We start from the raw sequence: 25,283 nt of genomic DNA on the forward strand, positions 1-25,283 counted from the left end.
GCGCCCTGCAGAACATCCGCCAGGCGAGCCAGCAGACCGCCGCCGGCACCCGCGAGGTCGAGGCGGCCTCGGCCAACCTCACCGAGCTCGCAGGAGCCCTCATGGCCCTCGCCGAACGCTACCGGCACTAGGCGTCGTCCGGCGCAGGCTCCGGTGGCCGGGCTGAGCCATCGGCTCGCCCCGACGCCATCTCGTCCCGCCGTCGCCGCCGGGGGGCATCGGGGTCTGCTCGAATCCCGGGCGACGGGCCCTGCCGCGTCGACGACCGGTGGCGGAGAGAAGTTCGGCGCTTTCGCCGCCCCCGGCCCTCGGGAACCTCGCGTCGCCGCGACCGGTTTTTCGCCTGGATCCGGCACGCAGCGAGATCGGGAGGCGACGATGGCAGTCAAGACGACGACGCGGAAGACGGTTCGGGCCGTGCTGGCGGCAGGCCTCATCATCGGCTCGACTGGCGCCGTGCTCGCGCGCGGCGGCGGTGGAGGCGGTGGCAGCGATAGCGGCAGCGGCCTCTCGCCCTACGCGGCACTGAACGGCAACGACCGCTCGGCCGGCGTCAACAACGGCAACTACCGCGATCCGCGGCTCGATCCCTATCTCGGGGCGTACGGCGACGGCTATGGCCGTCCCGTCCAGGACCGCTACCGCCCGGTCCGCCGGCCGTATTACGGGACGCCCTACTGATCGGGCGGCGCAACCGTCTCACCCTAAGGTCGCCGTGACCTCGATCTCGAGCTTCATCTCGGGGCGCAGCAGGCCGGCGACGACGAGGAGCGTCGCGGCCGGCCGGACCTGGGCCAGCACGCGGCCGCAGACCGCGAGCACCGCCTCGGCATCCGCCCGATCGGTGACGTAGTAGGTCGCCCGCACGATGCGCTCCAGGCCGGATCCGGCCTCGGCGAGCACCGATGCGATCGTGCGCCAGCACGCCTCAGCCTGCGCCGCGGCTTCCTCCGGCATCGTCATCGTCGCGTCATCGTAGCCGGTGGTGCCGGCGACGAACACGAAGCCGCCCGTCACGACCGCGCGCGAATAGCCGTAGGCGGCCTCGAACGGCGAGCCCGAGCCGATCAGGCGCCGGCTCACCGGCGCAACGCTTCCAGCACCTTCGCGCCCGGACGGCCGGTCTGCGGCATGCCGAGGCTGCGCTCGATCTCCTTGATCGCGTCGCGGGTCTTGGCGCCGACCTTGCCGTCCGGCTCGCCGACGTCGTAGCCGCGCGCCGTCAGCCGGGCCTGAAGGTCGCGGCGCTCGGCCCGCGACAGCGGCGGGTCGTCGGTCGGCCACTCCGCCTGGATGCCGGGCCGGCCGCGCAGGCGGTCGGAGAGCACGGCGATGGCGAGCCCGTAGGATTCGGCGGCGTTGTAGGAGTAGATCGCGTCGAAGTTCCTGGTGACGAGGAAGGCGGGCCCCTCGATCCCGGCCGGGATCATGATGCCGACGGGACCCTCGGCCGAGAGCGGGCGCCCGTCGATGCGCTTGACGCCGAGCGCGGCCCAGTGGCCGACCGGCTTCTTGTTCTTCCGCCCCGCGGCACCGGCGTTGAAGCCGGCCGGCAGCTTGACCTCGTAGCCCCAGCCCTGGCCGTTCGACCACTTCGCGACGTGCAGGAAGTTCGCGGTCGAGCCGACGGCGTCGGGCACCGAGTCGACCACGTCGCGGCGGCCGTCGCCGTCGAGGTCGACGGCGAGGCGCTGGTAGGTCGTCGGCATGAACTGGGTCTGGCCGAAGGCGCCGGCCCAGGAGCCGGTGAGGCGGCCGGGCTCGATGTCGCCGCGGTCGATGATCTTCAGCGTCGCCATCAGCTCGCCGCGGAAGAAGTCGCGGCGGCGGTTGCCGGAGCAGGCCAGCGTCGCCAGCGACTGCACCAGCGGCATCTTGCCGAGGTTCTTGCCGAAGTTCGATTCCACGCCCCAGACCGCGGCGATGGTGAAGCGGTCGACGCCGTAGCGGGCCTCGGCCTGCGCCAGGGCCTGCCCGTACTGGCGCATCGCCGCCTTGCCGTCGTCGACGCGCTCGTCGTCGACCAGGGCCGCCATGTAGTCCCAGATCGGCGTCTTGAACTCGGGCTGCGCCTGGGAGAGCTCGATCACCTTGTCGTCGAAGCTGATCCCGTCGGTGGCGCTGCGGAACGCCTGCGCCGACACGCCCTGCGCCGCCGCCTGCTGCTGCAGGCCGGCGAGGCAGGATTGGAAGTCGGCCCGCGCGCCGGTCGCCGTGAGGCAGGCGAGGGCGAGCCACGGCAGGATCGGCCTGCGGGAGGATCGCTGCCAGGAGTCTCGCCGCATCGTCGTCGCTCGCATGGTGTCCGGGGCGCCGGAGCCTGATGAGGGAACGGTTAACGCAGGCTTAAGGCCGGATCGCGGTGCGGACGCTCCCCCGCGGTCCGGCCGCGCTCACGCCCAGCCGCGCGCGGCCAGCTTGTCCTCGTAGGCGTCGATCTTCGGGGCGCGCTTGAGGGTCAGGCCGATCTCGTCGAGGCCGTTGAGCAGGCTCTCCTTGCGGCCGGGATCGATGTCGAAGTGCAGCGTGCCGCCGTCCGGGCCCCGGATGGTCTGCGCTTCGAGGTCGACCGAGAGGGTGGCGTTGGCGCCGCGCTCGGCATCCTCGAACAGCTTCTCGAGGTCTTCCGGAGAGACCACGATCGCCAGGATGCCGTTCTTGGCGCAGTTGTTGAAGAAGATGTCGGCGAAGCTCGTCGAGATCACGCAGCGGATGCCGAAATCGGTCAGCGCCCAGGGCGCGTGCTCGCGCGACGAGCCGCAGCCGAAATTGTCGCCCGCCACCAGGATCCTAGCGTTGCGGTAGGCCGGCTGGTTGAGCACGAAGTCCGGGTTCTCCGAGCCGTCGTCCCGGTAGCGCATCTCGGCGAACAGCCCCTTGCCGAGGCCGGTGCGCTTGATCGTCTTGAGATACTGCTTCGGGATGATCCGGTCGGTGTCGACGTTGATGATCCGCATGGGCGCCGCGACGCCCTCCAGGGTGGTGAATTTTTCCATTGGTCTTGCCGTCTGTCGCGTTTCGCTCGGTGCCTGCCGGCACCCTAGCAGCGGCGTGCCACGGCCGGAAGGTTCAGGGCAGGTCCCCGGCGCGGAGGGCGCCGTCATGGATCGCCGACGCGACCAGGGCGCCCGCGACCCCGGCGCGACGGAGCGCGGCGAGGTCATCCGGGCCGCGCACGCCGCCGGCGGCGTAGATCCGGCGGCCGGGCGCCAGGCGCGCGGCGGCTTCCAGCCCGGCGAGGTCCGGCCCCGATCCGACGCCGATGCGGGCGAGCGTCATCACGATCACCTCCGGCGGCCAGTGGCGGGCATCCGCATGCAGGCCGGGCGGCCCGAGCCGGCTCGCGCCGCGGCTGTCGAGCGAGAGCACGGCCCGGTCGCCGAGGCGGACGACGAGGCCCTCGTCGGCCTGGCTCTCGCTGCCGATCACGGGGCGGCCGAGCCCGGCGGCGAGGAAGGCCTCGACCGTCGCCGCCTCGGCGAAGCCCGCATCGACCCAGAGGCCGATGCCGGGGCAGGCCCGCGCGATCGCCGCCAGCGCCCCGAGGTCGGGGGGTGTGCCGTCAACGATCGCGTCGAGGTCGGCGACGTAGAGCGTCCGCGCCGGGACCGCGGCGAGGAGGCCGCGGGCGATGTCGGCCGGCGCCGAGCCCTTTGCCAACGGGGTCTCGATCGGGGCATAGCTCTGTCGCTCGCCGGCGCGTGCCCGCACCACCCGCCCGTGGCGCAGGTCGATCACCGGAATCACCGCGAACGGCGTCGTCGCGCCCTCGCCCTCTGCGTCGCCCATCAGTGAGATCGCCCTTGCCCGCCGCGCATCCGCTTCCCCGCCCTGCCAGGACGATCGGATGGGATCTCGGCGGGGTGCACGTCAAGGCGGCGCTGGTCGAGGGCGGCATCGTCCGCGCGGTGGTGCAGGCGCCGTGCCCGCTCTGGCGCGGGCTGCCCGCCCTCGACGCCACCTTCGCCGGGCTGCCCGACTGGGCGCGGGGGGAGGCGGCGCACGCCGTGACGATGACCGGCGAGCTCACCGACTGCTTCGCCGACCGGACGGACGGCGTCGCGCAGCTCGCGGGCTGGGCGGCGACGCACCTGGCCGGCGAGGTCGCAATCTATGCCGGGCGCGCCGGCTTCGTCACGCCGCGGGATGCGGAGCCGAACGCCGCGGAGATCGCCTCGGCGAACTGGCACGCCACCGCGGCCCTGCTCGGGCGGCACGTGCCCGACGCGCTGCTCGTCGACGTCGGCTCGACCACCGCCGACCTGATCCCGATCGTCGGAGGCCGCGCCGCCGCCGCCGGCTACAGCGACGCCGAGCGGCTGGAGACGGGGGAGCTCGTCTATACCGGCGTCGTGCGCACGCCGCTGCTGGCGCTTTCCGACCATGCGCCGTTCCGGGGCCGCCGCACCCGGCTGATGTCCGAGACCTTCGCGCACGCGGCCGACGTCCACCGCATCACCGGCGACCTTCCCGAGGGCGCCGACCAGCAGGCGAGCGGCGACGGCAAGGGCAAGTCGGTGCCCGAAAGCGAGACGCGGCTCGCCCGGATGATCGGCCGCGACCGCGGGGAGGGGACGGACGAGGACTGGCGGGCGCTTGCCGGCCACTTCGCCGAGGCGCAGCTGCGCCTGCTCCACGACGCGGCCGCCACCCTGCTCTCGCGCCCCGACATCCCGGCTGCGGCCCCCGTGATCGCCTGCGGCGCTGGCGCCTTCCTGGCCGACGCCCTCGCCCGGCGCCTCGGCCGGCGCTGCCTGCCCTTTACCGAGGTGCTGGCGGATCGCATCGCCGGCCGGCCAGACTGGGCCTCCACCTGCGGCCCGGCGCTCGCCGTCGCGCTGCTCTCCGCCGACACGCTGGTTTCGAAGGAAGACCGATGAGCGCCCTGAAAATCCTCGCCCGCGTCCTCACCGCCCGGGTCGGCCCGCATATCGAGCTCGCGCTCGCCACCGAGGACGGCGAGACCGTCAAGGTGCTGGCGACGCCCGACCAGATCGACCGGCTGATCGACGAGCTGGAGGACATGCTGCACGCGCCGGAGGGCCCGGAGGACGGCGAGCCGCCCGAGGCGGCGTGATCGACCGCGGGACCACGCCCTCTTCCATGGGGAGAGGGTTGGGGTGAGGGGCGTGACCGCTCCGGAAAACGCACGCCCCTCATCCTGTCCTCCCCCTGGGGGAAGGGACCCGCGCCACGTCAGGCTTCCGCCCGGCGCGACGTCAGCGCAGAAAATCCCCGAACGCCCGCGGGCTGTTGTCGGTCTTGATCTCGCGGGTCACCGTCAGCGTCCGCGCGTCGATGACCGAGAGCGTGTTCGAGCCCCAGTTGGCGACGATCACCGAGCGCCCGTCGGCGGTGGCGGCGATGCCCTCGGGGTGGTCGCCGACTTCGATCCGGGTCACGGGGGCGAGGGTGGCAGGATCGAACACCGTGACGGTGCCGGAATACTGGTCGGTGACGAAGCCGCGCTCCCCCGTCAGGGCGATCACGTAGGGGCGCTGGCCGGTCTTCACCCGGCCGACCTCGCGCGCCGCGGCGAGGTCGATCACCGACACGTCGTCGCCGGTGACGTTGGCGGTGTAGGCGCGCTTGGCTTGCGCATCGAGGGTGATGCCGAAGGGATGATGGCCGACGGCGATCGTCCCGGTCTCGCGGCGGGTCGCGGCATCGACCACCGAGACCGTGTCCGCCTCGCGGTTGGCCACCAGCAGCGTCGCGCCGTCCGGCGTCACCGCGATGCCCGACGGCGAGGCCCCGACCGCGATCTCGCCGTCGAGCCTGAGGCCCGCCTCACCCGGCACCAGCACGAACACCCGCTTGGCGTACCAGTCGGCGACGTAGACGGCGCCGCTCCTCGGGTTCGCCGCGATGCCGAGCGGGCCGCCCGGAAGGGCCAGCACCTGCGCGACCTTGCGCGCGGTCAGGTCGACGACGGCGATGCCCGGCGCGTCGGGGCAGGTCACGTAGGCGGTCCTGCGATCGGGGGAGAGCGCGATGCCGGCGGGCGAGCCGGCGACGGGGATGCGCTGCAGGATCGTGCCGGCCTCGAGGTCGATCACGTCGACGGCGTTGTCGCCCTGCACCGTGACCACCGCCTCGGCGGCGCGCGCGGCAAGCGGCACGAGCCACAGGGCGAGGGCGAGCGAGAGGCCGGCGCGCAGCCGGCCTCCGCGTCGCGGTGTGATCGAACGGCTCAAGAGCCCTTCTCGACCTGCGCCTTCAGCGCGTCGAGACCGGTGCGGTAGAGGCCGCGCACGGCCTTCTGCGAGGCCTCGTCGTTCAGCTCGGGCGGCGGATCGTTGTTCATGTAGCCGCGGTAGAACGCGCCGTCCCACGACACCTTCGACTTGCCGTCGCCGTCCGCCTCGACCTTGAGCGTGGACGAGTAATCGTTCACCGGCAGGGTCTTCACGTCGACCTTGGTGATCCGGTACGAGTAGCTCATCTTTTCGGCGGAGTACTTGTACAGGCTCTCCTCGACGGTGGCGCCGCCCTTGAGCGTGAGGACGCGGGTGGCCTTGTCGGGGGTGTTGCCCTCCTTGCCCTCGGTCTTCTCGACCAGCGGCAGCCAGCTCATGTCCTGGAAGTTGCCGATCACCTTCCAGACCTTGTCCGGGCTGGCGTTGATCTCGACGGTCTCCTCGACCTTCTTGCGGGTCGGGCCGTGGGCCTGGGCCGTGGTCGCCGCCACCGCGGCGATCACCACGGCGCTCGTGAGGGCCAGTCTTCTCATCATGGGCAGCTCGATCCTCATGGGGGTGTCACTCCTGATCCGCCGTCTCGTGCGGCGGCGGTGTCGGCGAGGATGCGGCCGTCCGTCCCGAGATGGGCGGCGACCTTGTCCTCGATCCAGTCCCAGGCCTCCCGCTCGCGCGGGCCGGCCGTCTTGGATATCGCGATGGCGAGATAGCGCATCTCGGCCATGACCTTGTCGGGCGTCAGCATGTGGAGCCGCGTCGAGAGGATCGCCGCCTCCAGCACCGCGGCCTGCGCCCGGTTGTAGCCGATGAACGGGGCGTGCGCCGCCGCGTGGACCTGGCGCCCGCGGTAGCGCGGCCGGGTCGGGTCGGCCTCGACCGCCGCGACCTCGAACTCGGCGTGGCCGAAGCTGTCGGCGAGGCGCCGGCCCGGGATGCGGTCGCACGCCACCGTCGGCCAGTCCCGGCGCCCGGTGACCGCGCCGGCGATCACCCGCACGTCGCGCGGGCTCGAGGCGCAGAAGCAGGGGTTGGCCTCGAGGTTGAGGATCGTCGGCGAGGGCCGGAACGGCGCCAGCACGTAGTCGTCGCCCTCCGCGATCAGGCCGAAGGGCACGAGGTGCAGGGCGCCCTCTCGCGAGAGCGTCGTGACGATCGTCTCGAGGATCAGCGGCACCGGCTCAGGCCTCCCCGGCCGGCACGAGCTTGCCGCAGACGAGCTTTTGCGCGGGCGCCCGGGGCGTTTCCGACACCGACGCCTCGGCCGCGGCCGCGTCCGGCGCGATGGTGCGGGGCGCCGAGGCGCCGGCCTCGGCCGGAACCTGCGCGTCGCGCGCGCCCTGCGGCGCGTCCGGGCCGGAATGCTTGGTATGGCCGGCCTTCTTGAAGGCGGTGGTGTCCTCGACCTCGGCGTCGGCGGCGCAGGCCCAGTCGAGCGGCTCGTCCTGCACGTAGCGCTTGCCTAAGCGCCACGCGGTCTCGGCCTTGGTCAGCTCGCCCCCGAGGTAGAACGCGTGGGCGCCGTCGCTGGCGACGTCGAGGTCGGTGAAGAAGGCCATCGCGTCGGTGCCGACCTTGTGGACGTCGCGGTTGTAGAGGTGGATCCCGTCCTCGGCGACCGCGATCCGGTAGTTCGGGTCGCGGACCTGCGCCGCCAGGGCCGCGATCTCGTCGGGCGTTTGCACGAAGGGACGCTTGTCGTGAAGTGCCAGAAGTGCCCGGCCGTAGCCCTTCGGCAGCGCGGCGTCGGCCTTGGCCGCGAACATCACCCGCCTCGCGGCATCGTGTTCCTCGACCGTGCGGCGGGTGTGGTTCGAGACCTGCACGATCAGGACGTTGCCGATCGACAGCTCCGAGCACATCCCGACGAGGAGCGCGGTGATCCCGAGGCTGTCGGCCTCCGTCAGCTCCGTGAGGTTGCCGGTGCCCATCATCATCGCGATGTCGGGCCAGCGCGCGCGGGTGGCACGGTAGCGCGCGATCGAGTCGACGAAGCCGAAATGGATCGGCTCGAGGATCGGGTCGGCGATGAACGGGCGCCCCGCCTCCACCATCCGCGCGATCGCGCGGTCGAGGGAGGGCAGGTCGTCGGGCCGCATCGGCACCAGGATCGGCACCGCATCCGTCTCGAAGGCGAGGTCCAGCGTCTCCTCGTTGAGGCTGAGCAGGAAGTCGGCCCCGGCGGCCGCACCCCGGCGCAGCTCGTCGATCGAGAAGGAATCGACGCTGACCTTGAGGCCCTGCGCCTTCAGCCCGCGCACGCAATCCTCGAGATGCGGGAAATCGGTGTCCGGCAGGCCGCCGAGGTCGATCACGTCGGCGCCCCGGCGCGCCAGGTCCAGGCCCTTGGCCACCACCTCGGCGGCCGTCATCTTCGAGGCGTCGACGATCTCGGAGAAGATGCGCAGGTCGTGGCGCGACAGGTCGACCTTGCGGCCGGCGAGCCCGAGATGGGCCGGCAGGTCGACGATCTCGTCGGGGCCGCGCTCGACCGGCAGGCCGAAATGCGCGGCCAACGCCTCCGGGTTCGCCCGGCAGCGCCCGGGCAGGATGATGCGGGTGGCGCCCTCGGGGAGGGTGACGCGGCGCTTGATGATCTCCTCGGTCATCAGCGCGGCGACCTTCACCCCGGAATCGGCGATGCTCCAGGCGAACCGCTCCGGGGGCAGGGCGCTCGCGACCTTCTCCAGCCGGGCGCGGGCGAGCTTGCCGGTGACGAAGACCAGGTGCTCGGGCGCGGCGCTCATGCGGCGGCCCGCGCGTGGACCGGCCGCGCGCCGGCGGGGCCGAGGATCGAGACCGCGCCGCGGTAGCGGCCGGCGAAGGCCGGGAACGCGGCATCCACGAGGCCGATCCGGGCGAGGTCGCACGCGTCGGCGCCCGCCGGGGCGTCGGCGGACTTCACCAGGATGCAGCGGGCGGCCTCGATCCGCGTCGCCGCCCAGAGCGCGAGGCTGTCGGAGGTCACGTCCCAGGATTCCGGGATGTCCGGATGGCCGGCGCGGAGGGCGATGGGGTCCCAGATAGCCGATACGGCGCTCTCCCTTCCCCCCTTGCGGGGGAGGGGGAAGGGAAGGAGGCGCGGCTCGATGGCGTGGAAACACCCCGCCATCCGGCTCATCGCATCGAGCGCGCGGCGATGCGCCTCCGCGTCGTCGAAGCCGAGACGCGCCTGGTCGAGCCGCACCGCGTCGGCGAAGGCGCCCCCGCCCGGCACGACGAGGCACGGGCCGAAGGCGCCGTCGGCGAGCGCGGCGAGCAGCGCTTGGAGGCGCGCCGGGTCGGCGCGGAGGCTGCCGCCGACCTTGACGACGGTGTGCACGCTCACGCCGCGTCTCGCGAGGCCGGCCGGCGGAGCGCCCGCACGGCCTCGGCGATCCGCTGCGCGTCGAGGGCGTTGCGGCGGTCGCCGTCGCGGCAGAGGCCGCCGCGGAAGCCGAGATAGTCCGGGCGGTGGGCGGCGAGGCCGGGGATGTCGCCGACGCGCAGCGACCCGGCGAGCCCCGACAGCAGCCCGGCGGCACGGGCCGCCGCGGTGAAGGCGGCCAGGCGCGCCCCGTCGATCAGGCCGGGCAGGCGGCGCCCGTCCTTGACCGCCGTGTCGATCATCGCGCCGATGAAGCCCGCCGCCGCGAGCCGCGGCGCGCAGTCCGGCGCGGGGTCGTCCTCGGCGAACAGCACGGCGACGAGGCGGCCAGGCGCGGCCGCGCCGGCCGCGCGAAGGGAGGCGGGATCGGCGAGCCAGTCGGGGCGGACCGCGACCTTGACCCAGCCGACCCCGGTCTCCGCCATGGCGCGGATCGCGGCCTGCCGCTCCGCCGCCGCCGGCTCGCCGGCGACCGCGCTCGTGGCGGCGCGGCCGGCGGTGCGCGCGACGATGGCGCGGACGGTCTCCGGGGGGAGGGCGCCGAGCGCCCCGTTCTCCGGGTCCTTGGCGTCGATCAGGTCGGCCCCGGCGCGGATCGCGGCCTCGGCCTCGGCGGCGTCGCGGACGCTGACGAGGAGGCGGGGGAGGGGATTTGTCGGAAACGGAGGTGCGGACTCGGACACGGGCGACCTGAACGGGGACGGCTCGGGGGCGGCGCGGGCGCCGGACGACATCACGACTTGCCGGGCAGGGGCTCGGCGAGCAGGCGGTTCTTGACGATCCAGCGCATGGCATGCGTCCAGGTGTCGTCGGTGTCGGCCCGGATCACCACCTGCCCGCCGCGCACCACTTTGCCGGTGGCGGCGTCGGCGATGACGACGTTGAGGTTGAAGATCTGGCCCGACCCCTTCTCCACATAACCGGTCACGGCGAGATCCGCACCCAGGGCCTTGGCGATCGGGGCGGCGCAGCCGTCGCACTTGTAGAGCGGCCCCTGCTTGCTCACCTCGGCCGCCTGCGGCGCGGTGTCGACGGGCTCCAGGCCGCCCTTGTCCTTGAGCGCGCCGCGCAACTCGTCGGTGACCAGCGCGAGCTTGCGCGCCTCGTCGGGCCGGGCCTTGCGGCCGCCGACGACGCCCGGATCGAACAGCTCGACCGGGAAGACCGCGGCCTTCGACGGCTCGGCCGCCGCCGCGCCCGGAGGGCAGGCGGCGAGCACGAGGGGAACCGCGAGGCGGCAGGCGCGAAGGGCGCCGTCGCGAAAGATCGTGCCGCGAAGGATCATGACGGAACTCCAGTCGGAGGCATCGGCGCCGGCCGCAACGCCGGCCGCATCCCGGCATAAGGTCGCGCGGCGGGGAATTTTGGCAATGATCGGGGCGCGCTTAACGTTTGAGTCCGCGCCCGGAATGCTGTTACGTCCCGCCCCCATGCACGCCTCCCTGCACGCCATCCTGCACGATCCTGCACGTTCCCTCGGTGCTGCGGTGCTGCTCGCCCTGGCGCTGGCCGGCCCGGCGGCAGCCCAGGAGCCCGCCGCCGCGCCGGCCGCGCCCGCGGAACCGGCCGCCACCCATGTCGGCCTGATCTACCGGCCGCAGCCCGCGCCGTCCTCCTACGACGCGGAGGCCGCGCCCGAGGACGAGGGCCTGGCCGGCGCGAAGATGGCCATCGCCGACAACAACACCACCGGCCGCTTCATCAAGCAGAGCTACGCCCTCGACGAGATCGCGCTCACCGAGGGGGGCCCGAGCGCGGTCGACGCGGCGAAGGCGCTGCTCGGCAAGGGCATCCGCTTCCTCGTCCTGGCGCTGCCGGCCGACGAGGTGCTCGCCGTCTCGGAGGCGGCACGCGCCGACGGCAAGGGCGCCGTGGTGCTGAACGCGGCGGCCCCCGACGACCGCCTGCGCGGTGCCGATTGCCGCAGGAACGTGTTCCACGTCGCCCCGAGCCGGGCGATGCAGACCGACGCGCTGGCGCAGTACCTCACCGTGATGCGCTGGCGGAAGCTGTTCCTGATCGTCGGCCCGACCGACGCGGACAAGCTCTATGCCGACGCGATGCGCAACTCGGCCAGGAAGTTCGCTCTCAAGATCACGGCGGAGAAGCCCTGGACCTTCGGGCCGCTGGCCAAGGCGCGCGGCGACACGCCGACCCGCGCCGAGGCGATGGTCTTCACCCGCGGGCTCGACTACGACATGGCGATCGTGGCCGACGAGGAGGCCGATTGGGGCGACTACGTCCCCTATCGCACGGTCGACCCGCGGCCCGTCGGCGGCACGCAGGGGCTCGTCGCCACCACCTGGTCGCCGGTGCTGGAGACCTGGGGCGCGGCTCAGGCGCAGAACCGCTTCCGGCGCCTGTCGGGCCGGCTGATGCGGCCGCTGGACTACCAGGTCTGGGCCGCGATCCGCGTCGTCGGCGATGCCGGGGCCGCCCGCAAGACCGCCGACCCGGCGGCACTGACCGCCTACCTGAGCGATCCGGCCTTCGGCCTGCCGGCCTACAAGGGCGTGTCGCTGAGCTTCCGCCCCTGGGACCACCAGCTGCGCCAGCCGCTGATCGTGGTGCAGCCGAAGGCCCTGGTCTCGGTGGCGCCCGAGCAGGGCTTCCTGCACCAGCGCACGCCGCTCGACACCCTCGGGACCGACCTGCCCGAGACGACCTGCAAGTTCCAGTGAGCGCGCCGGGACGCACGAGGACGGCGTTCCGCCGCGTGAAGTCCGCAGCGCGGTTCCGTCGCCCTCGCCGCGGGCACGAAACGCACTACACTGTCGTCCGTCGGGATTTCGGCACCGCCAGAGTGCCAAGCTTGCCACCAGGCCAGGGGGAGGATCGCGAATGGACCGCTGCGTGAGAGCAGGGTTGGGGCTCGCCGCGCTCGGCGCGGCGCTGCTCGGGTCGGTGCCGGCGCAGGCCTACACGGTCTACGTCTCCAACGAGAAGGGCAACTCGGTCAGCGTGATCGACACCGCGACGATGGCGGTGACGGCGACCTGGAAGGTCGGGCGCCGCCCCCGCGGCATCACCGTGAGCAAGGACGGCAAGGAAGTCTTCGTCTGCGCCAGCGACGACGACCGCATCGACGTGCTCGACACCGCCACCGGCAAGGTGGTGCGCTCCCTGCGCTCCGGCCCCGATCCCGAGCAGTTCATCCTCGATCGCAGCGGCAACCCGCTCTACGTCGCCAACGAGGACGACAGCCAGGTCACGATCATCGACATCGAGAAGAACAAGGTGCTCGCGGAGGTCCCCGTCGGCGTCGAGCCGGAGGGCATGGGCCTGTCGCCGGACGGCAAGATCCTGGTGAACACCTCCGAAACCACCAACATGGCCCACTTCATCGACACCAAGACCTTCCAGGTGATCGACAACGTGCTGGTCGACGCCCGTCCGCGCTTCGCCGAGTTCACGGCGGACGGCAAGTTCCTCTGGGTCTCGGCCGAGGTCGGCGGCACGGTCAGCGTGATCGACGTGGCGGCGCGGCGCGTGGTGAAGAAGATCACCTTCAAGATCCCGAGCGTGAACGACGAGGCAATCCAGCCGGTGGGCATCCGCATCACCCAGGACGGGACCAAGGCCTTCGTCGCCCTCGGGCCCGCCAACCGCATCGCGGTGATCGATGCCAAGACCTACGACGTGCAGAAGTACCTGCCGGTGGGCCAGCGGGTGTGGCAGCTCGCCTTCACGCCGGACCAGTCGCTGCTGTTCTCCACCAACGGCACCTCCAACGACGTCTCGGTGGTCGACGTGGCGGCCGAGAAGGTGGTCAAGAGCATCCCGGTCGGCCTGCTGCCCTGGGGCGTGGCGATCTCGCCGAACTGAGTTTTCGCAAGCACGACTGCCGCGAACGGCAGCGCGGGGGAGGAACAGGATGACACGAGGTCTTCGATGGGCGGCGCTGGGGCTGGCGGCGATCCTGGCGGCCGGCCCGGCCGTCGCGCTCGATCTCACCAAGAAGCGCGAGACCCTGCCCGACCTCGTCCTCGGCAACGAGGAGGGCAACGACTTCGTCGTCGAGAACAAGGACATCGAGCTCGAATCCGGCAAGGCCTACCGGCTACGGATCATCGCCAAGGGCCATCAGGAATACAAGGTCTACGCGACCGAGTTCTTCCGCTACATCTGGTGGAACCAGATCGTCATCGAGCACAAGGAGATCCACGGCGGCGGCCCGCCGGATCACCTCGAGTTCGACGATCCGGGCGAGATCGCGATCGAGTTCGTGGCGATCAAGCCGGGCAAGTACACCTGGGAGGCCCGCGGCCTGGAGTCGAAGGGCGTCGCCGGCACGATCACTGTGAAATGACGCACGGTGGAATGATGCGGACGCTTCTTCTCGCCAGCCTCCTGTTGAGCACGCCGGCGCTGGCCGACGACAAGGCCGCCTGCGCGGACGGCATCGCCATGATCAGGGATGCGCTCGCGCAGAACCCGCCCGAGGCGGCGCTGCCGAAGCTGAAAAAGGCCCTGCGCGTGGCCGAGCGCGAGCAGGGCGAGGGCGAGTTCGACGAGTGCCTCGACGCGGTCGGCGACGCCAGAAGGGTCCTCGGGCGATGAGCGAGGGCGCTCGGGCGATGGGTGCGGGCGGGCGTCCGGCGGGCGAGGCCCCGGCGCTGGAGGTGGCCGACGTCAGCCACAGCTTCGGCGCGCGCCAGGCACTGTCGGACGTGTCGATCACCGTCGAGCGCGGGCGCTTCATGGCGCTGCTCGGGCCCAACGGCGCCGGCAAGACCACGCTGTTCTCCCTGATCACCCGGCTCTACAACAACCGCCACGGCCGGGTCGCGATCTTCGGCCACGCCCTCGACCGCGAGCCGTCGCGCGCGCTCGCCCGCCTCGGCGTGGTGTTCCAGGCACGGACCTTGGACACCGACCTCACCGTCGAGCAGAACCTGCTCTATCACGCGGCGCTTCACGGCATCGCGCGCAAGGCCGCCAAGGCGCGGATCGCGGTGCTGCTCGACCGGGTCGGGCTGGCGGACCGGCGCGCCGACAAGGTGCGGACGCTCTCCGGTGGCCAGTCGCGCCGCATCGAGATCGCGCGCTCGCTGGTCCACCATCCGAGCCTGCTGCTGCTCGACGAGCCCACCGTCGGCCTCGACCTCGAATCGCGGGCCGACATCGTCGCGATCGTCCGCGCGCTCGTGCGCGAGGAGGGGCTCTCGGTGCTGTGGGCGACCCACATCTTCGAGGAGATCGCGGCGGAGGACGACGCGGTGGTGCTGCACCGGGGCCGCATCGTCGCGCGCGGACGGGCCGGCACCATCGGCGGGGCCGACGAAACCCTCGAGGAGGCGTTCCGCCGGCTCGTGGCCGAGCCGGCCAAGCCGGCGAGGGAGGCTGCATGAGCACGCCCATCGGCACGCCGACGGCGGTCGACGCCCGCACCGTGGCGGCGGACGCGACGCGCCCGCCCGCCCATCTCGGCCGGCTCGACGGGGTCGGCTACCTGATCTGCCTCGGCGGCATCGTCCGGCGCGAGCTGTTGCGCTTCTTCAACCAGAAGGAGCGGTTCTTCTCGGCGCTGGTGCGGCCGCTGGTATGGCTGTTCATCTTCGCGGCGGGCTTCCGCAACACCCTCGGCGTGTCGATCGAGCCGCCGTACCAGACCTACGTGCTCTACGAGGTCTACGTGGTGCCGGGGCTGGCGGTGATGATCCAGCTGTTCAACGGCATGCAATCCTCGCTCTCGATGGTCTACGACCGCGAGGTCGGCTCGATGAAGGTGCTGCTGACGAGCCCGTATCCGCGCTGGCTGCTGCTGCTCGCCAAGCTGATCGCCGGCGTCACCGTCTCGGTGGTGCAGGCCTACGCCTTCCTGGCCATCGCCTGGTTCTGGGACCTCGACATCCCGGCCGTCGGCTACCTCGCGGCCCTGCCGGCCTTCATCGCCGCCGGGCTGATGCTCGGCTCGATCGGCCTGCTGCTGTCGTCGATGGTCAAGCAGCTCGAGAACTTCGCCAGCGTGATGAACTTCGTGATCTTCCCGATGTTCTTCGCCTCGTCGGCGCTCTACCCGCTCTGGCGCATCCGCGAATCCTCGGAGACGCTGTACTGGATCTGCCAGTGCAATCCCTTCACCCACGCCGTCCAGCTCGTGCGCTTCGCCCTCTACGGGCAGTTCGAGCCGGTCTCGTGCGCGGTCGTGCTCGGCGTGACCCTCGCCTTCTTCACCCTCGCCGTCGTCGCCTACGATCCCGGCCGCGGCATCATGGCCCGGCGCGGCGGCCCGGCCGGAGACCCGTCATGATCGCTTCCCGCTTCTGCTCCCTCGCCGCCCTCGGCGTCGCCCTGGCCGGCCTCGCCGCGCCCGCGCTGGCGCAGCCCAGGACCGACCCGGACTGGCCCTGCGTCCAGCGCAAGGTCGCGACCCTGAGCCCCGGCCAGTTCTGGACCGGGCCGGACATCGCCGCCGCCGGCGCCTGGGGCGACGACAACGACGCCGCGGTGCTGGCGCAGAAGCTCGCCTCCCGCCGGACCGAGCTCACCGAGGTCGATCCGCTGATCGACGCCTACGTCGCCAAGGTGCCGGCGGCCGACAAGGCCAAGGGCCTCGCCCACGTCTATGCGGGCGTGTTCGAGGTCATCAACGGCGAGCGCGACAAGGTGATGGGCGGGATCGCGCGCTACGCGCAGGGACAGCGCCGCATGGCCGAGCGCATCCGCGACGAGGCCGACACCATCAGCCAGACCAAGGACGGCCCGAGCGCGGCCGACGCCCGCGAGGTCTCGAAGGAGCAATCCGACATCGAGACCAAGTTCGCCTGGGATCGCCGCATCTTCCAGGAGCGCAGCCAGTCGCTGACCTACGTCTGCGAGGTGCCGCAGCTCCTGGAGCAGCGCCTCGGCGAGATCGCCAAGAAGATCCAGGCCAGGCTCTGACGCCGCCCAGCGACCCGGAACCGGGTTGCCGAATCGTCCCGGGCAACATTGCCGAACACTCCCTAAGCCTTTGATGAGACATAGAAAATCTGTTGCACGCGGACCACGGGTCATCCGTTTCCGCGCGTAACGGCCCCGTGAGCGGCGTTTTCCGCCGGATCACGGTCGTCCCGCGATTGTCCGATCTCGACGCGCCTTGCATGAGTGCTGGGCAAGCCCGCCGCAGAGGGGGCACGCTGTTCGACGGTTCGGGGTTGGGGAATGACAATGCGGGCGCTTCGCGGAAGCCTGATCGCCTCGGTGGCATTGCTGCCGGGTGCAGCCTACGCACAGAGTTCGGTGACGCTGTCGGAGATCAGCGTCGTGGCGACGACCCCGGTCGGCGGGTCGGGCTCGGGCAGCACGCTGGCCGCCCCGCCGCTCGGCGCGACCCCGGTCGTGTCGCCGAGCGCGGCGCCGCTCTCCTCCGCCGGCCTGCCGCGCCTGCGCGGCGGCGAGCAGCCGCTCTACAAGATCCCGAGCACGGTCGAGACCGTCACGGCGGCCGACCTCGACATCGATCGCGGTACCTTCAACGCGGTGGCCACGCTGGCGCGGCGCACGCCCGGCCTCAACCTTTCGGATTCGCAGGGCAACTCCAACCGCACCGACGTGAACTACCGCGGCTTCACCGCCTCGCCGGTGCAGGGCGTGCCGCAGGGCCTGGCCGTCTACCAGAACGGCGTGCGCATCAACGAGGCCTTCGGCGACACCGTCCAGTTCGACCTGATCCCGCCGACGGCGATCCAGCGCATCGACATCGTCACCGGCAACCCGGTGTTCGGCCTCAACGCCATCGGCGGCGCGGTCAACATCCAGATGAAGAACGGCTTCACCTGGCAGGGCACGGAGGTCACCGCGCTCGGCGGCTCGGACGGCCGCATCGCCGGCTCGCTCGAGTACGGCAAGGTGATCGGGCCGTGGAGCTTCTACTTCAACGGCGACGGCCTCAACGACCGCGGATGGCGCTACGAGAGCCCGTCGACGATCGGGCGCATCTACACCGACCTCGGCTACCGCACCCTCGATTCCGAGTTCCACCTGATCGGCAACTTCGCGCGGACCTTCTTCGGCGCGGCCGCCGCGACCCCGGTGGACTTCACCCATGTCGACCCGCGGGCGATCTTCACCTTCCCGCAGACCACCACGACCGAGATGGGCACCATGCAGGTGACCGGCCGCGTCGACATCTCGCCGACCTGGGATCTCGCCGGAAACGCCTATTTCCGCCGCTTCAGCAACACCTACGTCGACGGCAACGACGGCAACTTCGAGAACTGCAGCCGCCAGTCGAGCAACCGCGGCTTCCTCTGCTTCGAGGATGACGGCTTCGCCCAGGCGCCGGGACAGTCCAATCTCGCCTTCCGCAACCAGTTCACCATCCTCGGCGCCAACAACCGGCGCATCCCCTTCACCCCGAACGTGCCCTACGGCACGCTGGACGTGACCAGGACCGAGGCGACGAGCTACGGCGGCTCGCTCCAGGCGGCCAACCGCGACAAGATCTTCGGCTTCGGCAACAGCTTCGTCGTCGGCGGCAGCATCGACGTCGCCGACTTCAGCTTCAAGTCGTCGAGCACGCTGGGCGTCATCAACCCGGATCTGCGGGTGACCACCGATCCGAACAACCCGTACTACGGCACCATCCCCGGCCTCGGCACGACGCAGCTACGGACCGCGGCCGCGCTCGGCATCGCGCCCTCGAACGTCATCGGCTCGAACCTCTACATGGGCCTCTATGCGACGGACACGTTCGACGTGACCGACGCGCTGTCGCTCACCGCCGGGGCGCGCCTGAACTTCGCCCGCCTCACGACGACCGACCAGACCGGCTTCTCGCCGGACGTGAACGGGACCTACTACTACAACAAGATCAACCCGGTGGCGGGCCTGACCTACCGCTTCACCCCGGGCCTGTCGCTCTACGGCGGCTACTCGGAATCGAACCGCGCGCCGACGCCGCTCGAGACCGCCTGCTCCAACCCGGACCGGCCCTGCCTGCTGCCGAACTCGCTCGTCGCCGACCCGCCGCTCAAGCAGGTCACCGCACAGACCTACGAGGTCGGCATCCGCGGCCAGATCCCGAACGTCTACGAGGGCGGCCTCGTGACCTACAAGGTCGGCGCCTTCCGCACCGATCTCGCCAACGACATCATCCAGCTCGCGACCCCCGGCAACGCGGCGCGCGGCTACTTCGTCAACGTGCCGGCGACCCAGCGGCAGGGCATCGAGGTCGCGGCCGACTACACCCGCGGCGACCTCTCGGTCTACGCCAACTACGCCCTGATCGACGCCACCTTCCAGTTCAACGGAACCCTGTCCTCGCCCAACAACCCCCTGGCCGACGACGGCGCCATCGCCGTGACCCGCGGCAACCAGGTGCCGCTGATCCCCAACCACCAGTTCAAGGTCGGCTTCGACTACCTCGTCCTGCCGGGCTGGCGCTTCGGCATGAACCTCCAGGCCTTCTCCTCCGCCTACTATCGCGGCGACGAGTCGAACCTGAACCCCAAGCTGCCGGCCTACCTCGTGCTCGGCCTCAACACCACCTACCAAGTCACGCCGAACCTTCAGGTTTTCGGCTTGATCACCAACCTGACCAACAACCGCTACGCCAACTTCGGCACCTTCGCCGAGCGCGGGCCCGTCGCCGGCAACCTCACCATCAACGATCCGCGCACGACGACGCTGGCGCAGCCGCTCTCGATCTACGGCGGCATCCGCTACGCCTTCGGCCCCGATCCGGTCCCGATGGCGGAGCCGATCATCCGCAAGTACTGACCGCGCGGATCGATTGCCCCGCGGGCCCGGGAGGAGGGGGCGTGGACCGGGAGGTCCGCGCCCCCTTCGCGTTCGGCGGGGCGCGTGCGGGCCTGCGGCCTCACGCCACCGGAACACGGTCGCGCTTCGTCGCTTGCCCCCTGCAACCGAAACGACGCGGGCCACGTGCCCGCGCGAAAAGCTTCAGGGAGTTCTCATGCGATTGGTCCACGCGGTCTCGGCCGCCCTCCTCCTCGTCTCCGCGGCGCCCGCCTTCGCGAGCTCCTGCTCCGAGGAGATCGCGACGCTGGAGCGGCGCCTCGACAGCGCCGGCGCGGAAAAGGTGACCGGCAAGGAGCCGGTGGGCGGCACGACCTCGTCGAATTCCGACAAGGCGCTGTCCGCGCCGCCCGGGGGCAAGCCCAGCGACCCGTCGACGACCTCCACCGCCGGCGGCGTGAAGGAGGCTCGCGACCTCGTCGAGAAGGCGCGCGGCGAGGACAAGGCCGGCAAGGCCGATGCCTGCCGCGACACCATCATGAAGGCCAAGGAGAAGGCCGGCGCGCTGCCGTAGCCGCTTCGCCGCGTCCGCAACGAACGGACAGGGCGGCTCTCGCGAGCCGCCCTGTCTTCGTTTTCCGGGTCCCGCCTGCCCCGGCCCGGTCAGTACGCGTTCTCGGTCCTGAAGAGGGCGAACGGCGTGGTCAGCAGGATCTGGAGATCGAACAGCACCGACCAGTTCTCGATGTAGTACAGGTCGTGCTCGACCCGGCGCTGGAGCTTCTCGCTGGTGTCGGTCTCGCCGCGCCAGCCGTTGACCTGGGCCCAGCCGGTGATGCCGGGCTTGACCTTGTGGCGGGCAAAGTAGCCGTCGACGACCTGGTCGTAGAGCGTGTTGGCGGCCTTCGCCTGCAGCGCGTGCGGACGAGGGCCCACGAGGGAGAGGTCGCCCTTGATCACGTTGAAGAGCTGCGGCAGCTCGTCGAGCGAGGTCTTGCGGATGAACCGGCCGACCGGGGTCACGCGCGCATCGCCCTTGGTCACCATCCTCGCCGCCGTGGCGTCGCAGGCGTCGACGTACATCGAGCGGAACTTGAACACGTCGATCAGCTCGTTGTTGAAGCCGTGGCGCTTCTGCCGGAAGAACACCGGGCCGCGCGAGGTCAGCTTCACCGCGAGCGCGACGCCGATCATCACCGGGGCGAGCGCGGCCAGCATCAGCAGGCCGACCGCGCGGTCGAACACCGTCTTCATCACCACGTCCCAGTCGGCGATCGGGCGATCGAACACGTCGAGCACCGGCACCGAGCCGAGATAGGAGTAGCTGCGCGGGCGCAGGCGCAGCTTCGTCGCGTGCGCCGAGAGGCGGATGTCGATCGGCAGGACCCAGAGCTTCGAGAGCATCTGCAGGATGCGCCCCTCGGCCGAGATCGGGATCGTGAACACGATCAGGTCGAGGCGCGTGGCGCGGGCGTAGGCGACGAGGTCGCTGACGGTGCCGAGCTTCGGGTATCCGGCGACCACGTCGGTGGAGCGGTCGTCGTTGCGGTCGTCGAACACGCCGACGATGCGGATGCCGCCCTCGCTCTGCGTCTCGAGGGCGGCGATGAGCTCCTCGGCGGCCTTGCCGCCGCCGACGATCGCGGTGCGCCGGTCGAAACGGCCATTCCGGGTCTGCGCCACGATCACGCGCGACAGGACGAACCGGCCGGTCAGCAGCAGGCCGAGGCCGCCGGCGAAGTAGGCGGCCAGCCACAGGCGGGAGTAATGGTCGGCGACCTTGGCCAGCACGAGGCCGGTCGCCACCAGGAGGAAGGCGAGCATCCAGCCGGCCGAGATCTTGATCGCGGTCTTGAAGAAGGTGCGGAACGCGCCGATCCGGTAGGTGCCGGCGGCCTGGAAGGCGGCGATCGCCAGGGCGGCCACCGCGACGACCGCCCCGGCATAGGTCAGCCCGAACGGAACCACGCCGCGCAGCAGCGTCAGGTGCAGACCCGCGCCGAGGCAGCCGATCAGGACGAACTCCGCCGCCCGCACCAGCCCTGCGATCACCACCGGCGAGATCGCCTGGGCCGGGAGGACGGAGACCGTCTCGGCCAGCGGCGCCGCCTGCGGCGCGGGCTCGGCGAAGCGGGCCGCCGCGGTCTCGCCGTGTCCGGCGACCTTCAGAAGATCACGGACGTCGAAGGCACTCATCGGTCGCTTCCCAGCAGTCCAGCGGGCTAGTTCCTGCCGGGAAGTGTCTCAAACCGACCTATCGGATTACTTAAAGCTGCAGGCGCCGCCGCCGTCCTTCTGCGCGCCCGCGACGGACGGGAATCACGTTCGTGCGAGGGTCCGGGGCTCAGGCGGCCCCGACGCGGGCCGGCTCGGCGGATGCCGCGGGGCGGCGGGCCCGGAAGGCGGCGGCGTAGCCCGAGAGCACGTCGGCGCCCATCCGCTCCATCGAGAAGCGCTGGCGCACCGAGTCGCTCAAGGTCCGGAACCGGGCGACGCGGCTCTCGGGCGCCTCGTCGAGGACGCGGGCGATCGCCCGCTGCAGCGCGACCGGATCGCGGGCCGGGACGAGATCGCCCGCGGCCGAGCCGAAGATCTCGGGGATGCCGCCGACATCGGTGGCGACCATCGGCTGGGCGGCCGCGGCGGCCTCGAGCACCACGTAGGGGAGGGACTCGGCAAAGGACGGCACCACCATGATCCGTCCGCGGGCGAGGACGGAGCGGATCGCCTGGGCCGGCTCGAAGGCGATGGCGCCGGCGAGGCCGAGGGCTTCGGCCTTGGCCTGGAGCTGCCCGGCATCCGGGCCCGAGCCGACCATCAACAGCCGGACCCGGCGGCCCTCGGCGCGCAGCAGCGCCAGGGCCTGAAGCAGGATCGGCAGCCCCTTGGCGTCGCGCAGCTCGCCCACGTAGAGCAGGTCGAACGGGTCGGCCGCCGACGTCACGGGCGCGAACTCGGCCTCGCTCAGGCCGTTGTGGACGATGCGGCTGACGCGGCCGTGGGTGCCGACATAGGCGCGGTGGCGCCCGGCGACGTACTCGCTCTCGAACAGGAACACGTCGGTCCGGCGGGCGAGGAGACCCTCGGCGCCCATGTAGACCCGGTGCAGCAGGCTGCCGGGCCGGTAATTGTAGCTGCCGCCATGCGGGGTGTAGGCGCGGATCACGGGCCGACCGCGGGGAACGTGGGCGAGGCGAGCGTAGACGCCGCCCTTGGCGCCGTGCCCGTGCAGCACGTCGGCGGCTGCGGCGTCGGCGCGGGCCGCCACCGCGCGCAGGCAGGCGAGGTCGGACGGGTGCGGGTTGCGCCGCATCGGGATCCGGGTGACGCCGAGGGCGAGGCAGGGCGCGAGATCGGCCAGCGCCCGGACGGCGCGCTCGCCGCCGGTGGTCGCGTCGCACACGATCCCGACGCGGTGGCCGGCCGCGGCCTGGAGCCGTGCGAGGTCGACCACGTGGCGGAACAGGCCGCCGACGGGCGCGCGGAACACGTGCAGGATGCGGCGGGGCTCGGCATCCGAAGGGCTGACGGACGGGGTCACGGCGGACGTCTCCAGGCCGGCGCGTTCGGCCGGCCTCGCCTGCGTGCCATGCCGGCCCTGTCCAGCCGGTTAAGCGCGGGTGCCGGCCCGAATCGGCCGGGCCGCGGCGCCGCCTTTTCCCGATGCGAGGGTCAACGGTCGCCTAACGCGCCGGCTTTTATCCCCTTCGCACGAGCGGGCGCCTCAGAAGAACCGCTCCTTGATGACGATCGTGTCGCCGGGGCGCACGGGATAGGTCATCGGCACGATGCCCGAGACCAGTCCCTCGCGGCCGGCCTCGTTGGTCGGCTCGAGGCCGGGGCCGGAGGCGGCGCCGCCCTTGCCCTCGCGGGTGAGCACGGCGTAGTCGCGCGCCGCCCGCGGGCCGAACCCGGCAGCGATCGCCACCGCGGTCTCGACGGTCATGCCGTTGACGAAGGGATACTGCCCCGAGGTGGTGACCTCGCCCAGGATGTAGAACGGGCGGTAGGCGTCGACCTCGACGGTGACGTGCGGCTCGCGCACGAAGCCGGCGGCGAGCTTGGCCTCGATGGTGCGCGCGGCCTGCCCCGTGGTCTGCCCGCCGATCTGGACGACGCCGATCAGCGGCATCGCGATGCGGCCGCCGCCGTCGACCGCGTAGATGTTGGACAGGTTGTCCTGCCCGAACACGATGACGCGGAGCTTGTCGCCGGCCGCGAGCGGGTAGCGCGCGCCGATCGAGCCGGTGCCGGTGGCGTCGAGCTGGGCGGTCCGGTAGTCCGGCCGCAGGCAGCCGCCGAGCCCGAGGCTGGCGGCGAGGACGAGGAGGAGTACGCGTCGGTTCATCACCACAGCCGTCGTGATTGCCTGATCGGTCGTGCCGTAATCCATTAAGGTTAAGAAATGCTGTCGCCCCGCGTCGGAGCAGTCCGCATCGGGCCGGCCTTAACTCTCAGGCAACCTTAACAGGTTCTATTGATCTCACGCGTTGATGCGCGGGCACAGTCGCGGCCCGGCATCGCCAAGAGATCGTGCCATGTCCCGAATCGCCCCGCGCGCGGCCGCCTTCAGCGAGAGGCCGGCCTTCGCCGAAAGGCCGGCCCCGGCCGACGGCATCAGCCTGGCCCAGGTTCCCGCGCTGCTGCGCCGGTCCTGGCACTGGATCGCGGTGCCGACGCTGGTCGTCGCGGGGCTGTCGACGGTGTTCGTCCAGGTGGTGTCGCCGCGCTACACCGGCGAGGCCAAGCTGCTGCTGGAGAGCCGCGAGGCCGCCTTCGCCCGCACCGCCTCCGAGCGCGCCGAGCAGGTCCCGCCGATCGACGAGCAGGCGGTGGCGAGCCAGGTCCAGGTGATGATGTCGCGCGACCTCGCCCGCGAGGCGATCCGCCGGCTGAACCTCGTCGGCAACCCGGAATTCGATCCGAGCGCCGGCACCATCGGCCCGGTCCAGCGCACCCTGATGATGCTCGGGCTCGCCAAGAACCCCCTCGACCGTCCGGCCGAGGACCGGGTGCTGGAGGCCTATTTCGAGCGGCTGCTGGTCTTCCCGGCGGGCAAGTCGCGCATCCTCTCGGTCGAGTTCCGCGCGAAGGACGCGGAGCTGGCGGCCAAGGGCGCCAACACCGTCTCCGAGCTCTACATCGCGGCCCTGGAGGCGGCCAAGGTCGACACCGCGCGCTACGCCTCGACCTGGCTCGGCGGCAACATCGACAGCCTGCGCAAGCGCGTCGCCGAGGCCGAGGCGCGGGTCGAGGCCTACCGCGCCGGCAACGGCCTCGTCGGCTCCACCGGCGCCACCGGCCAGCCGCTCAACGCCCAGCAGCTCGGCGAGCTCTCGACCCAGCTGTCGCAGGCCCGCATCCTGAAGGCGGACCTCGCCGGCCGGGCGAAGGCCGTCAAGGAGATGATCAAGGACGGGCGCGCCTTCGAGATCCCGGACGTCGCCAACAACGAGGTGATCCGGCGCACCGTCGAGAACCGCATCACGATCCGCGGCCAGCTCGCCCTGGAATCGCGCACGCTGCTGCCGGCGCATCCGCGCATCAAGGAGCTGACCGCGCAGCTCCAGGATCTCGACGCCCAGATCAAGGCCTCGGCCGAGCGCGTCGGGCGCACCCTGGAGAACGACGCCAAGATCGCGGCCTCCCGCGTCGAGAGCCTGCAGGCGGCGGTCGACGGCCAGCGCGACGTGGTGGTCAAGGGCAACACCAGCGAGATCCAGCTGCGCGCCCTCGAGCGCGAGGCCAAGGTCCAGCGCGAGCAGCTCGAATCCTACCTGTCGCGCTACCGCGAGGCCGCCGCCCGCGACGGCGAGAGCGCGACGCCGGCCGACGCGCGCATCATCTCGCGGGCGGTGACGCCGGAGATCCCGTCCTTCCCCAAGAAGCTGCCGATCGTTGCCTTCGCCACCCTGCTGACGCTGATGCTCGCCGCCGGCGCGGTCATCGCCCGCCACCTCCTGTCCGATCCGACCGGCGGCGGGCGGCGCGAGCGCGAGGCGGAGGCGGCCGACGCGCACGCCACGGCCGAGCGG

At 71.7% G+C, this 25,283-nt stretch carries 27 protein-coding genes; 13 read left to right on the forward strand and 14 right to left on the reverse strand.

The genetic code is table 11. From position 1 onward, the window contains the following. The first annotated feature begins 378 nt into the window (after positions 1-378). Positions 379-681, forward strand: a complete 303-nt coding sequence (locus tag FV227_RS20495) for a hypothetical protein (RefSeq protein ID WP_147729232.1) — start codon at positions 379-381, stop codon at positions 679-681. 18 nt (positions 682-699) lie between these two features. Here the strand turns inward: FV227_RS20495 and FV227_RS20500 are convergent, their stop codons facing one another. The 4 genes from FV227_RS20500 to FV227_RS20515 form a co-directional block, all read right to left on the reverse strand. Then, positions 700-1,083 (reverse strand): RidA family protein, encoded by a 384-nt coding sequence (locus FV227_RS20500; protein WP_147729233.1) that lies wholly within the window; start codon positions 1,081-1,083, stop codon positions 700-702. Beyond that, positions 1,080-2,285 carry a lytic murein transglycosylase gene (locus FV227_RS20505; RefSeq protein WP_147729234.1) on the reverse strand — a complete coding sequence of 402 codons (1,206 nt, stop codon included), beginning with the start codon at positions 2,283-2,285 and terminating at the stop codon, positions 1,080-1,082. Before FV227_RS20505 ends, FV227_RS20500 begins: the two co-directional genes overlap by 4 nt. A gap of 108 nt (positions 2,286-2,393) precedes the next feature. Next, positions 2,394-2,996 (reverse strand): 3-isopropylmalate dehydratase small subunit, encoded by a 603-nt coding sequence (gene leuD / locus FV227_RS20510; RefSeq protein WP_147729235.1) that lies wholly within the window; start codon positions 2,994-2,996, stop codon positions 2,394-2,396. Between the two features lie 73 nt (positions 2,997-3,069). After that, entirely contained in the window at positions 3,070-3,789 is a 720-nt protein-coding gene (locus FV227_RS20515) for a HisA/HisF-related TIM barrel protein (protein ID WP_147859775.1), read from the reverse strand. Positions 3,790-3,803: 14 nt separating this feature from the next. Between FV227_RS20515 and FV227_RS20520 the strand changes: the two genes are divergently transcribed. Both FV227_RS20520 and FV227_RS20525 read left to right on the forward strand, forming a co-directional pair. After that, entirely contained in the window at positions 3,804-4,880 is a 1,077-nt protein-coding gene (locus FV227_RS20520; RefSeq protein ID WP_147859776.1) for a hydantoinase/oxoprolinase family protein, read from the forward strand. Next, the gene (locus tag FV227_RS20525; RefSeq protein WP_147729338.1) at positions 4,877-5,077 is read left to right on the forward strand and encodes a hypothetical protein; all 201 of its coding nucleotides are present in this window, start codon (positions 4,877-4,879) and stop codon (positions 5,075-5,077) included. Before FV227_RS20520 ends, FV227_RS20525 begins: the two co-directional genes overlap by 4 nt. Positions 5,078-5,219: 142 nt before the next feature. On the opposite strand, the gene FV227_RS20530 is transcribed toward FV227_RS20525, so the two are convergent. The 7 genes from FV227_RS20530 to FV227_RS20560 are packed head-to-tail and all read right to left on the reverse strand — an operon-like array spanning position 5,220 to position 10,849. Next, the gene (locus FV227_RS20530; RefSeq protein ID WP_246686401.1) at positions 5,220-6,197 is read right to left on the reverse strand and encodes a YncE family protein; all 978 of its coding nucleotides are present in this window, start codon (positions 6,195-6,197) and stop codon (positions 5,220-5,222) included. Next, positions 6,194-6,733 (reverse strand): SRPBCC family protein, encoded by a 540-nt coding sequence (locus tag FV227_RS20535; RefSeq protein ID WP_243938988.1) that lies wholly within the window; start codon positions 6,731-6,733, stop codon positions 6,194-6,196. The genes FV227_RS20530 and FV227_RS20535 overlap by 4 nt, the downstream gene beginning before the upstream one ends. A 17-nt stretch (positions 6,734-6,750) precedes the next feature. Then, positions 6,751-7,374: a DUF447 domain-containing protein gene (locus FV227_RS20540; RefSeq protein WP_147729340.1), complete on the reverse strand. Its 624-nt coding sequence runs from the start codon at positions 7,372-7,374 to the stop codon at positions 6,751-6,753. Between the two features lie 4 nt (positions 7,375-7,378). Beyond that, complete coding sequence (locus FV227_RS20545) at positions 7,379-8,944, reverse strand: DUF6513 domain-containing protein (protein WP_147859777.1); 1,566 nt, start codon at positions 8,942-8,944, stop codon at positions 7,379-7,381. Further along, positions 8,941-9,519 (reverse strand): uridylate kinase, encoded by a 579-nt coding sequence (locus FV227_RS20550; RefSeq protein ID WP_147859783.1) that lies wholly within the window; start codon positions 9,517-9,519, stop codon positions 8,941-8,943. The genes FV227_RS20545 and FV227_RS20550 overlap by 4 nt, the downstream gene beginning before the upstream one ends. A gap of 2 nt (positions 9,520-9,521) precedes the next feature. After that, on the reverse strand, positions 9,522-10,247 hold the full coding sequence (locus FV227_RS20555) for a (5-formylfuran-3-yl)methyl phosphate synthase (RefSeq protein ID WP_243938958.1): 726 nt from the start codon (positions 10,245-10,247) through the stop codon (positions 9,522-9,524). 50 nt (positions 10,248-10,297) lie between these two features. Continuing rightward, complete coding sequence (locus FV227_RS20560; protein WP_147729965.1) at positions 10,298-10,849, reverse strand: DUF3280 domain-containing protein; 552 nt, start codon at positions 10,847-10,849, stop codon at positions 10,298-10,300. A 145-nt stretch (positions 10,850-10,994) separates the two neighbouring features. Between FV227_RS20560 and FV227_RS20565 the strand changes: the two genes are divergently transcribed. From FV227_RS20565 to FV227_RS20605, 9 genes are all read left to right on the forward strand, one after another. Next, entirely contained in the window at positions 10,995-12,245 is a 1,251-nt protein-coding gene (locus FV227_RS20565) for an ABC transporter substrate-binding protein (RefSeq protein WP_147859779.1), read from the forward strand. A 160-nt stretch (positions 12,246-12,405) separates the two neighbouring features. Continuing rightward, a complete protein-coding gene (locus FV227_RS20570) occupies positions 12,406-13,389 on the forward strand; it encodes a YVTN family beta-propeller repeat protein (RefSeq protein ID WP_147728361.1) in 984 nt (327 codons plus the stop codon). Positions 13,390-13,438: 49 nt separating this feature from the next. After that, positions 13,439-13,873, forward strand: coding sequence for a hypothetical protein (locus FV227_RS20575; RefSeq protein WP_147728360.1), 435 nt, complete (start codon positions 13,439-13,441; stop codon positions 13,871-13,873). Positions 13,874-13,887: 14 nt separating this feature from the next. Next, entirely contained in the window at positions 13,888-14,124 is a 237-nt protein-coding gene (locus FV227_RS20580; RefSeq protein ID WP_147728365.1) for a hypothetical protein, read from the forward strand. Beyond that, the gene (locus tag FV227_RS20585) at positions 14,121-14,915 is read left to right on the forward strand and encodes an ABC transporter ATP-binding protein (protein WP_246686402.1); all 795 of its coding nucleotides are present in this window, start codon (positions 14,121-14,123) and stop codon (positions 14,913-14,915) included. The genes FV227_RS20580 and FV227_RS20585 overlap by 4 nt, the downstream gene beginning before the upstream one ends. After that, positions 14,912-15,817 (forward strand): ABC transporter permease, encoded by a 906-nt coding sequence (locus tag FV227_RS20590; RefSeq protein ID WP_187274887.1) that lies wholly within the window; start codon positions 14,912-14,914, stop codon positions 15,815-15,817. Before FV227_RS20585 ends, FV227_RS20590 begins: the two co-directional genes overlap by 4 nt. Further along, positions 15,814-16,449 (forward strand): hypothetical protein, encoded by a 636-nt coding sequence (locus FV227_RS20595; RefSeq protein ID WP_147728359.1) that lies wholly within the window; start codon positions 15,814-15,816, stop codon positions 16,447-16,449. Before FV227_RS20590 ends, FV227_RS20595 begins: the two co-directional genes overlap by 4 nt. A 261-nt stretch (positions 16,450-16,710) precedes the next feature. Next, complete coding sequence (locus FV227_RS20600) at positions 16,711-19,269, forward strand: TonB-dependent receptor (protein WP_147842830.1); 2,559 nt, start codon at positions 16,711-16,713, stop codon at positions 19,267-19,269. Between the two features lie 196 nt (positions 19,270-19,465). Beyond that, on the forward strand, positions 19,466-19,822 hold the full coding sequence (locus tag FV227_RS20605) for a hypothetical protein (protein WP_147728714.1): 357 nt from the start codon (positions 19,466-19,468) through the stop codon (positions 19,820-19,822). An 89-nt stretch (positions 19,823-19,911) separates the two neighbouring features. Here FV227_RS20605 and FV227_RS20610 read toward each other — a convergent pair whose 3' ends face one another. The 3 genes from FV227_RS20610 to FV227_RS20620 form a co-directional block, all read right to left on the reverse strand. Further along, positions 19,912-21,444 carry an undecaprenyl-phosphate glucose phosphotransferase gene (locus tag FV227_RS20610; RefSeq protein ID WP_147728715.1) on the reverse strand — a complete coding sequence of 511 codons (1,533 nt, stop codon included), beginning with the start codon at positions 21,442-21,444 and terminating at the stop codon, positions 19,912-19,914. Positions 21,445-21,592: 148 nt separating this feature from the next. After that, entirely contained in the window at positions 21,593-22,789 is a 1,197-nt protein-coding gene (locus FV227_RS20615) for a glycosyltransferase family 4 protein (RefSeq protein ID WP_147859780.1), read from the reverse strand. 183 nt (positions 22,790-22,972) lie between these two features. Beyond that, positions 22,973-23,596 (reverse strand): polysaccharide biosynthesis/export family protein, encoded by a 624-nt coding sequence (locus FV227_RS20620; protein ID WP_147729466.1) that lies wholly within the window; start codon positions 23,594-23,596, stop codon positions 22,973-22,975. Between the two features lie 190 nt (positions 23,597-23,786). On the opposite strand from FV227_RS20620, the gene FV227_RS20625 reads away from it, so the two are divergent. Further along, positions 23,787-25,283, forward strand: a 1,497-nt coding sequence (locus FV227_RS20625; protein WP_147859781.1) for a GumC family protein, incomplete at its 3' end; no start/stop codon positions are given.

It is taken from the genome of Methylobacterium sp. WL119 (assembly GCF_008039875.1).
GTDB lineage: Bacteria > Pseudomonadota > Alphaproteobacteria > Rhizobiales > Beijerinckiaceae > Methylobacterium.

Coding starts and splice junctions, on each gene's coding strand:
- FV227_RS20495 (WP_147729232.1), top strand. CDS start 379: ATGGCAGTCAAGACGACGACGCGGAAGACGGTTCGGGCCGTGCTGGCG.
- FV227_RS20565 (WP_147859779.1), top strand. CDS start 10,995: ATGCACGCCTCCCTGCACGCCATCCTGCACGATCCTGCACGTTCCCTC.
- FV227_RS20605 (WP_147728714.1), top strand. CDS start 19,466: ATGCGATTGGTCCACGCGGTCTCGGCCGCCCTCCTCCTCGTCTCCGCG.
- FV227_RS20620 (WP_147729466.1), bottom strand. CDS start 23,596: ATGAACCGACGCGTACTCCTCCTCGTCCTCGCCGCCAGCCTCGGGCTC.
- FV227_RS20570 (WP_147728361.1), top strand. CDS start 12,406: ATGGACCGCTGCGTGAGAGCAGGGTTGGGGCTCGCCGCGCTCGGCGCG.
- FV227_RS20595 (WP_147728359.1), top strand. CDS start 15,814: ATGATCGCTTCCCGCTTCTGCTCCCTCGCCGCCCTCGGCGTCGCCCTG.
- FV227_RS20600 (WP_147842830.1), top strand. CDS start 16,711: ATGACAATGCGGGCGCTTCGCGGAAGCCTGATCGCCTCGGTGGCATTG.
- leuD (WP_147729235.1), bottom strand. CDS start 2,996: ATGGAAAAATTCACCACCCTGGAGGGCGTCGCGGCGCCCATGCGGATC.
- FV227_RS20610 (WP_147728715.1), bottom strand. CDS start 21,444: ATGAGTGCCTTCGACGTCCGTGATCTTCTGAAGGTCGCCGGACACGGC.
- FV227_RS20515 (WP_147859775.1), bottom strand. CDS start 3,789: ATGGGCGACGCAGAGGGCGAGGGCGCGACGACGCCGTTCGCGGTGATT.
- FV227_RS20560 (WP_147729965.1), bottom strand. CDS start 10,849: ATGATCCTTCGCGGCACGATCTTTCGCGACGGCGCCCTTCGCGCCTGC.
- FV227_RS20535 (WP_243938988.1), bottom strand. CDS start 6,733: ATGAGAAGACTGGCCCTCACGAGCGCCGTGGTGATCGCCGCGGTGGCG.
- FV227_RS20575 (WP_147728360.1), top strand. CDS start 13,439: ATGACACGAGGTCTTCGATGGGCGGCGCTGGGGCTGGCGGCGATCCTG.
- FV227_RS20545 (WP_147859777.1), bottom strand. CDS start 8,944: ATGAGCGCCGCGCCCGAGCACCTGGTCTTCGTCACCGGCAAGCTCGCC.
- FV227_RS20590 (WP_187274887.1), top strand. CDS start 14,912: ATGAGCACGCCCATCGGCACGCCGACGGCGGTCGACGCCCGCACCGTG.
- FV227_RS20505 (WP_147729234.1), bottom strand. CDS start 2,285: ATGCGGCGAGACTCCTGGCAGCGATCCTCCCGCAGGCCGATCCTGCCG.
- FV227_RS20525 (WP_147729338.1), top strand. CDS start 4,877: ATGAGCGCCCTGAAAATCCTCGCCCGCGTCCTCACCGCCCGGGTCGGC.
- FV227_RS20585 (WP_246686402.1), top strand. CDS start 14,121: ATGAGCGAGGGCGCTCGGGCGATGGGTGCGGGCGGGCGTCCGGCGGGC.
- FV227_RS20580 (WP_147728365.1), top strand. CDS start 13,888: ATGCGGACGCTTCTTCTCGCCAGCCTCCTGTTGAGCACGCCGGCGCTG.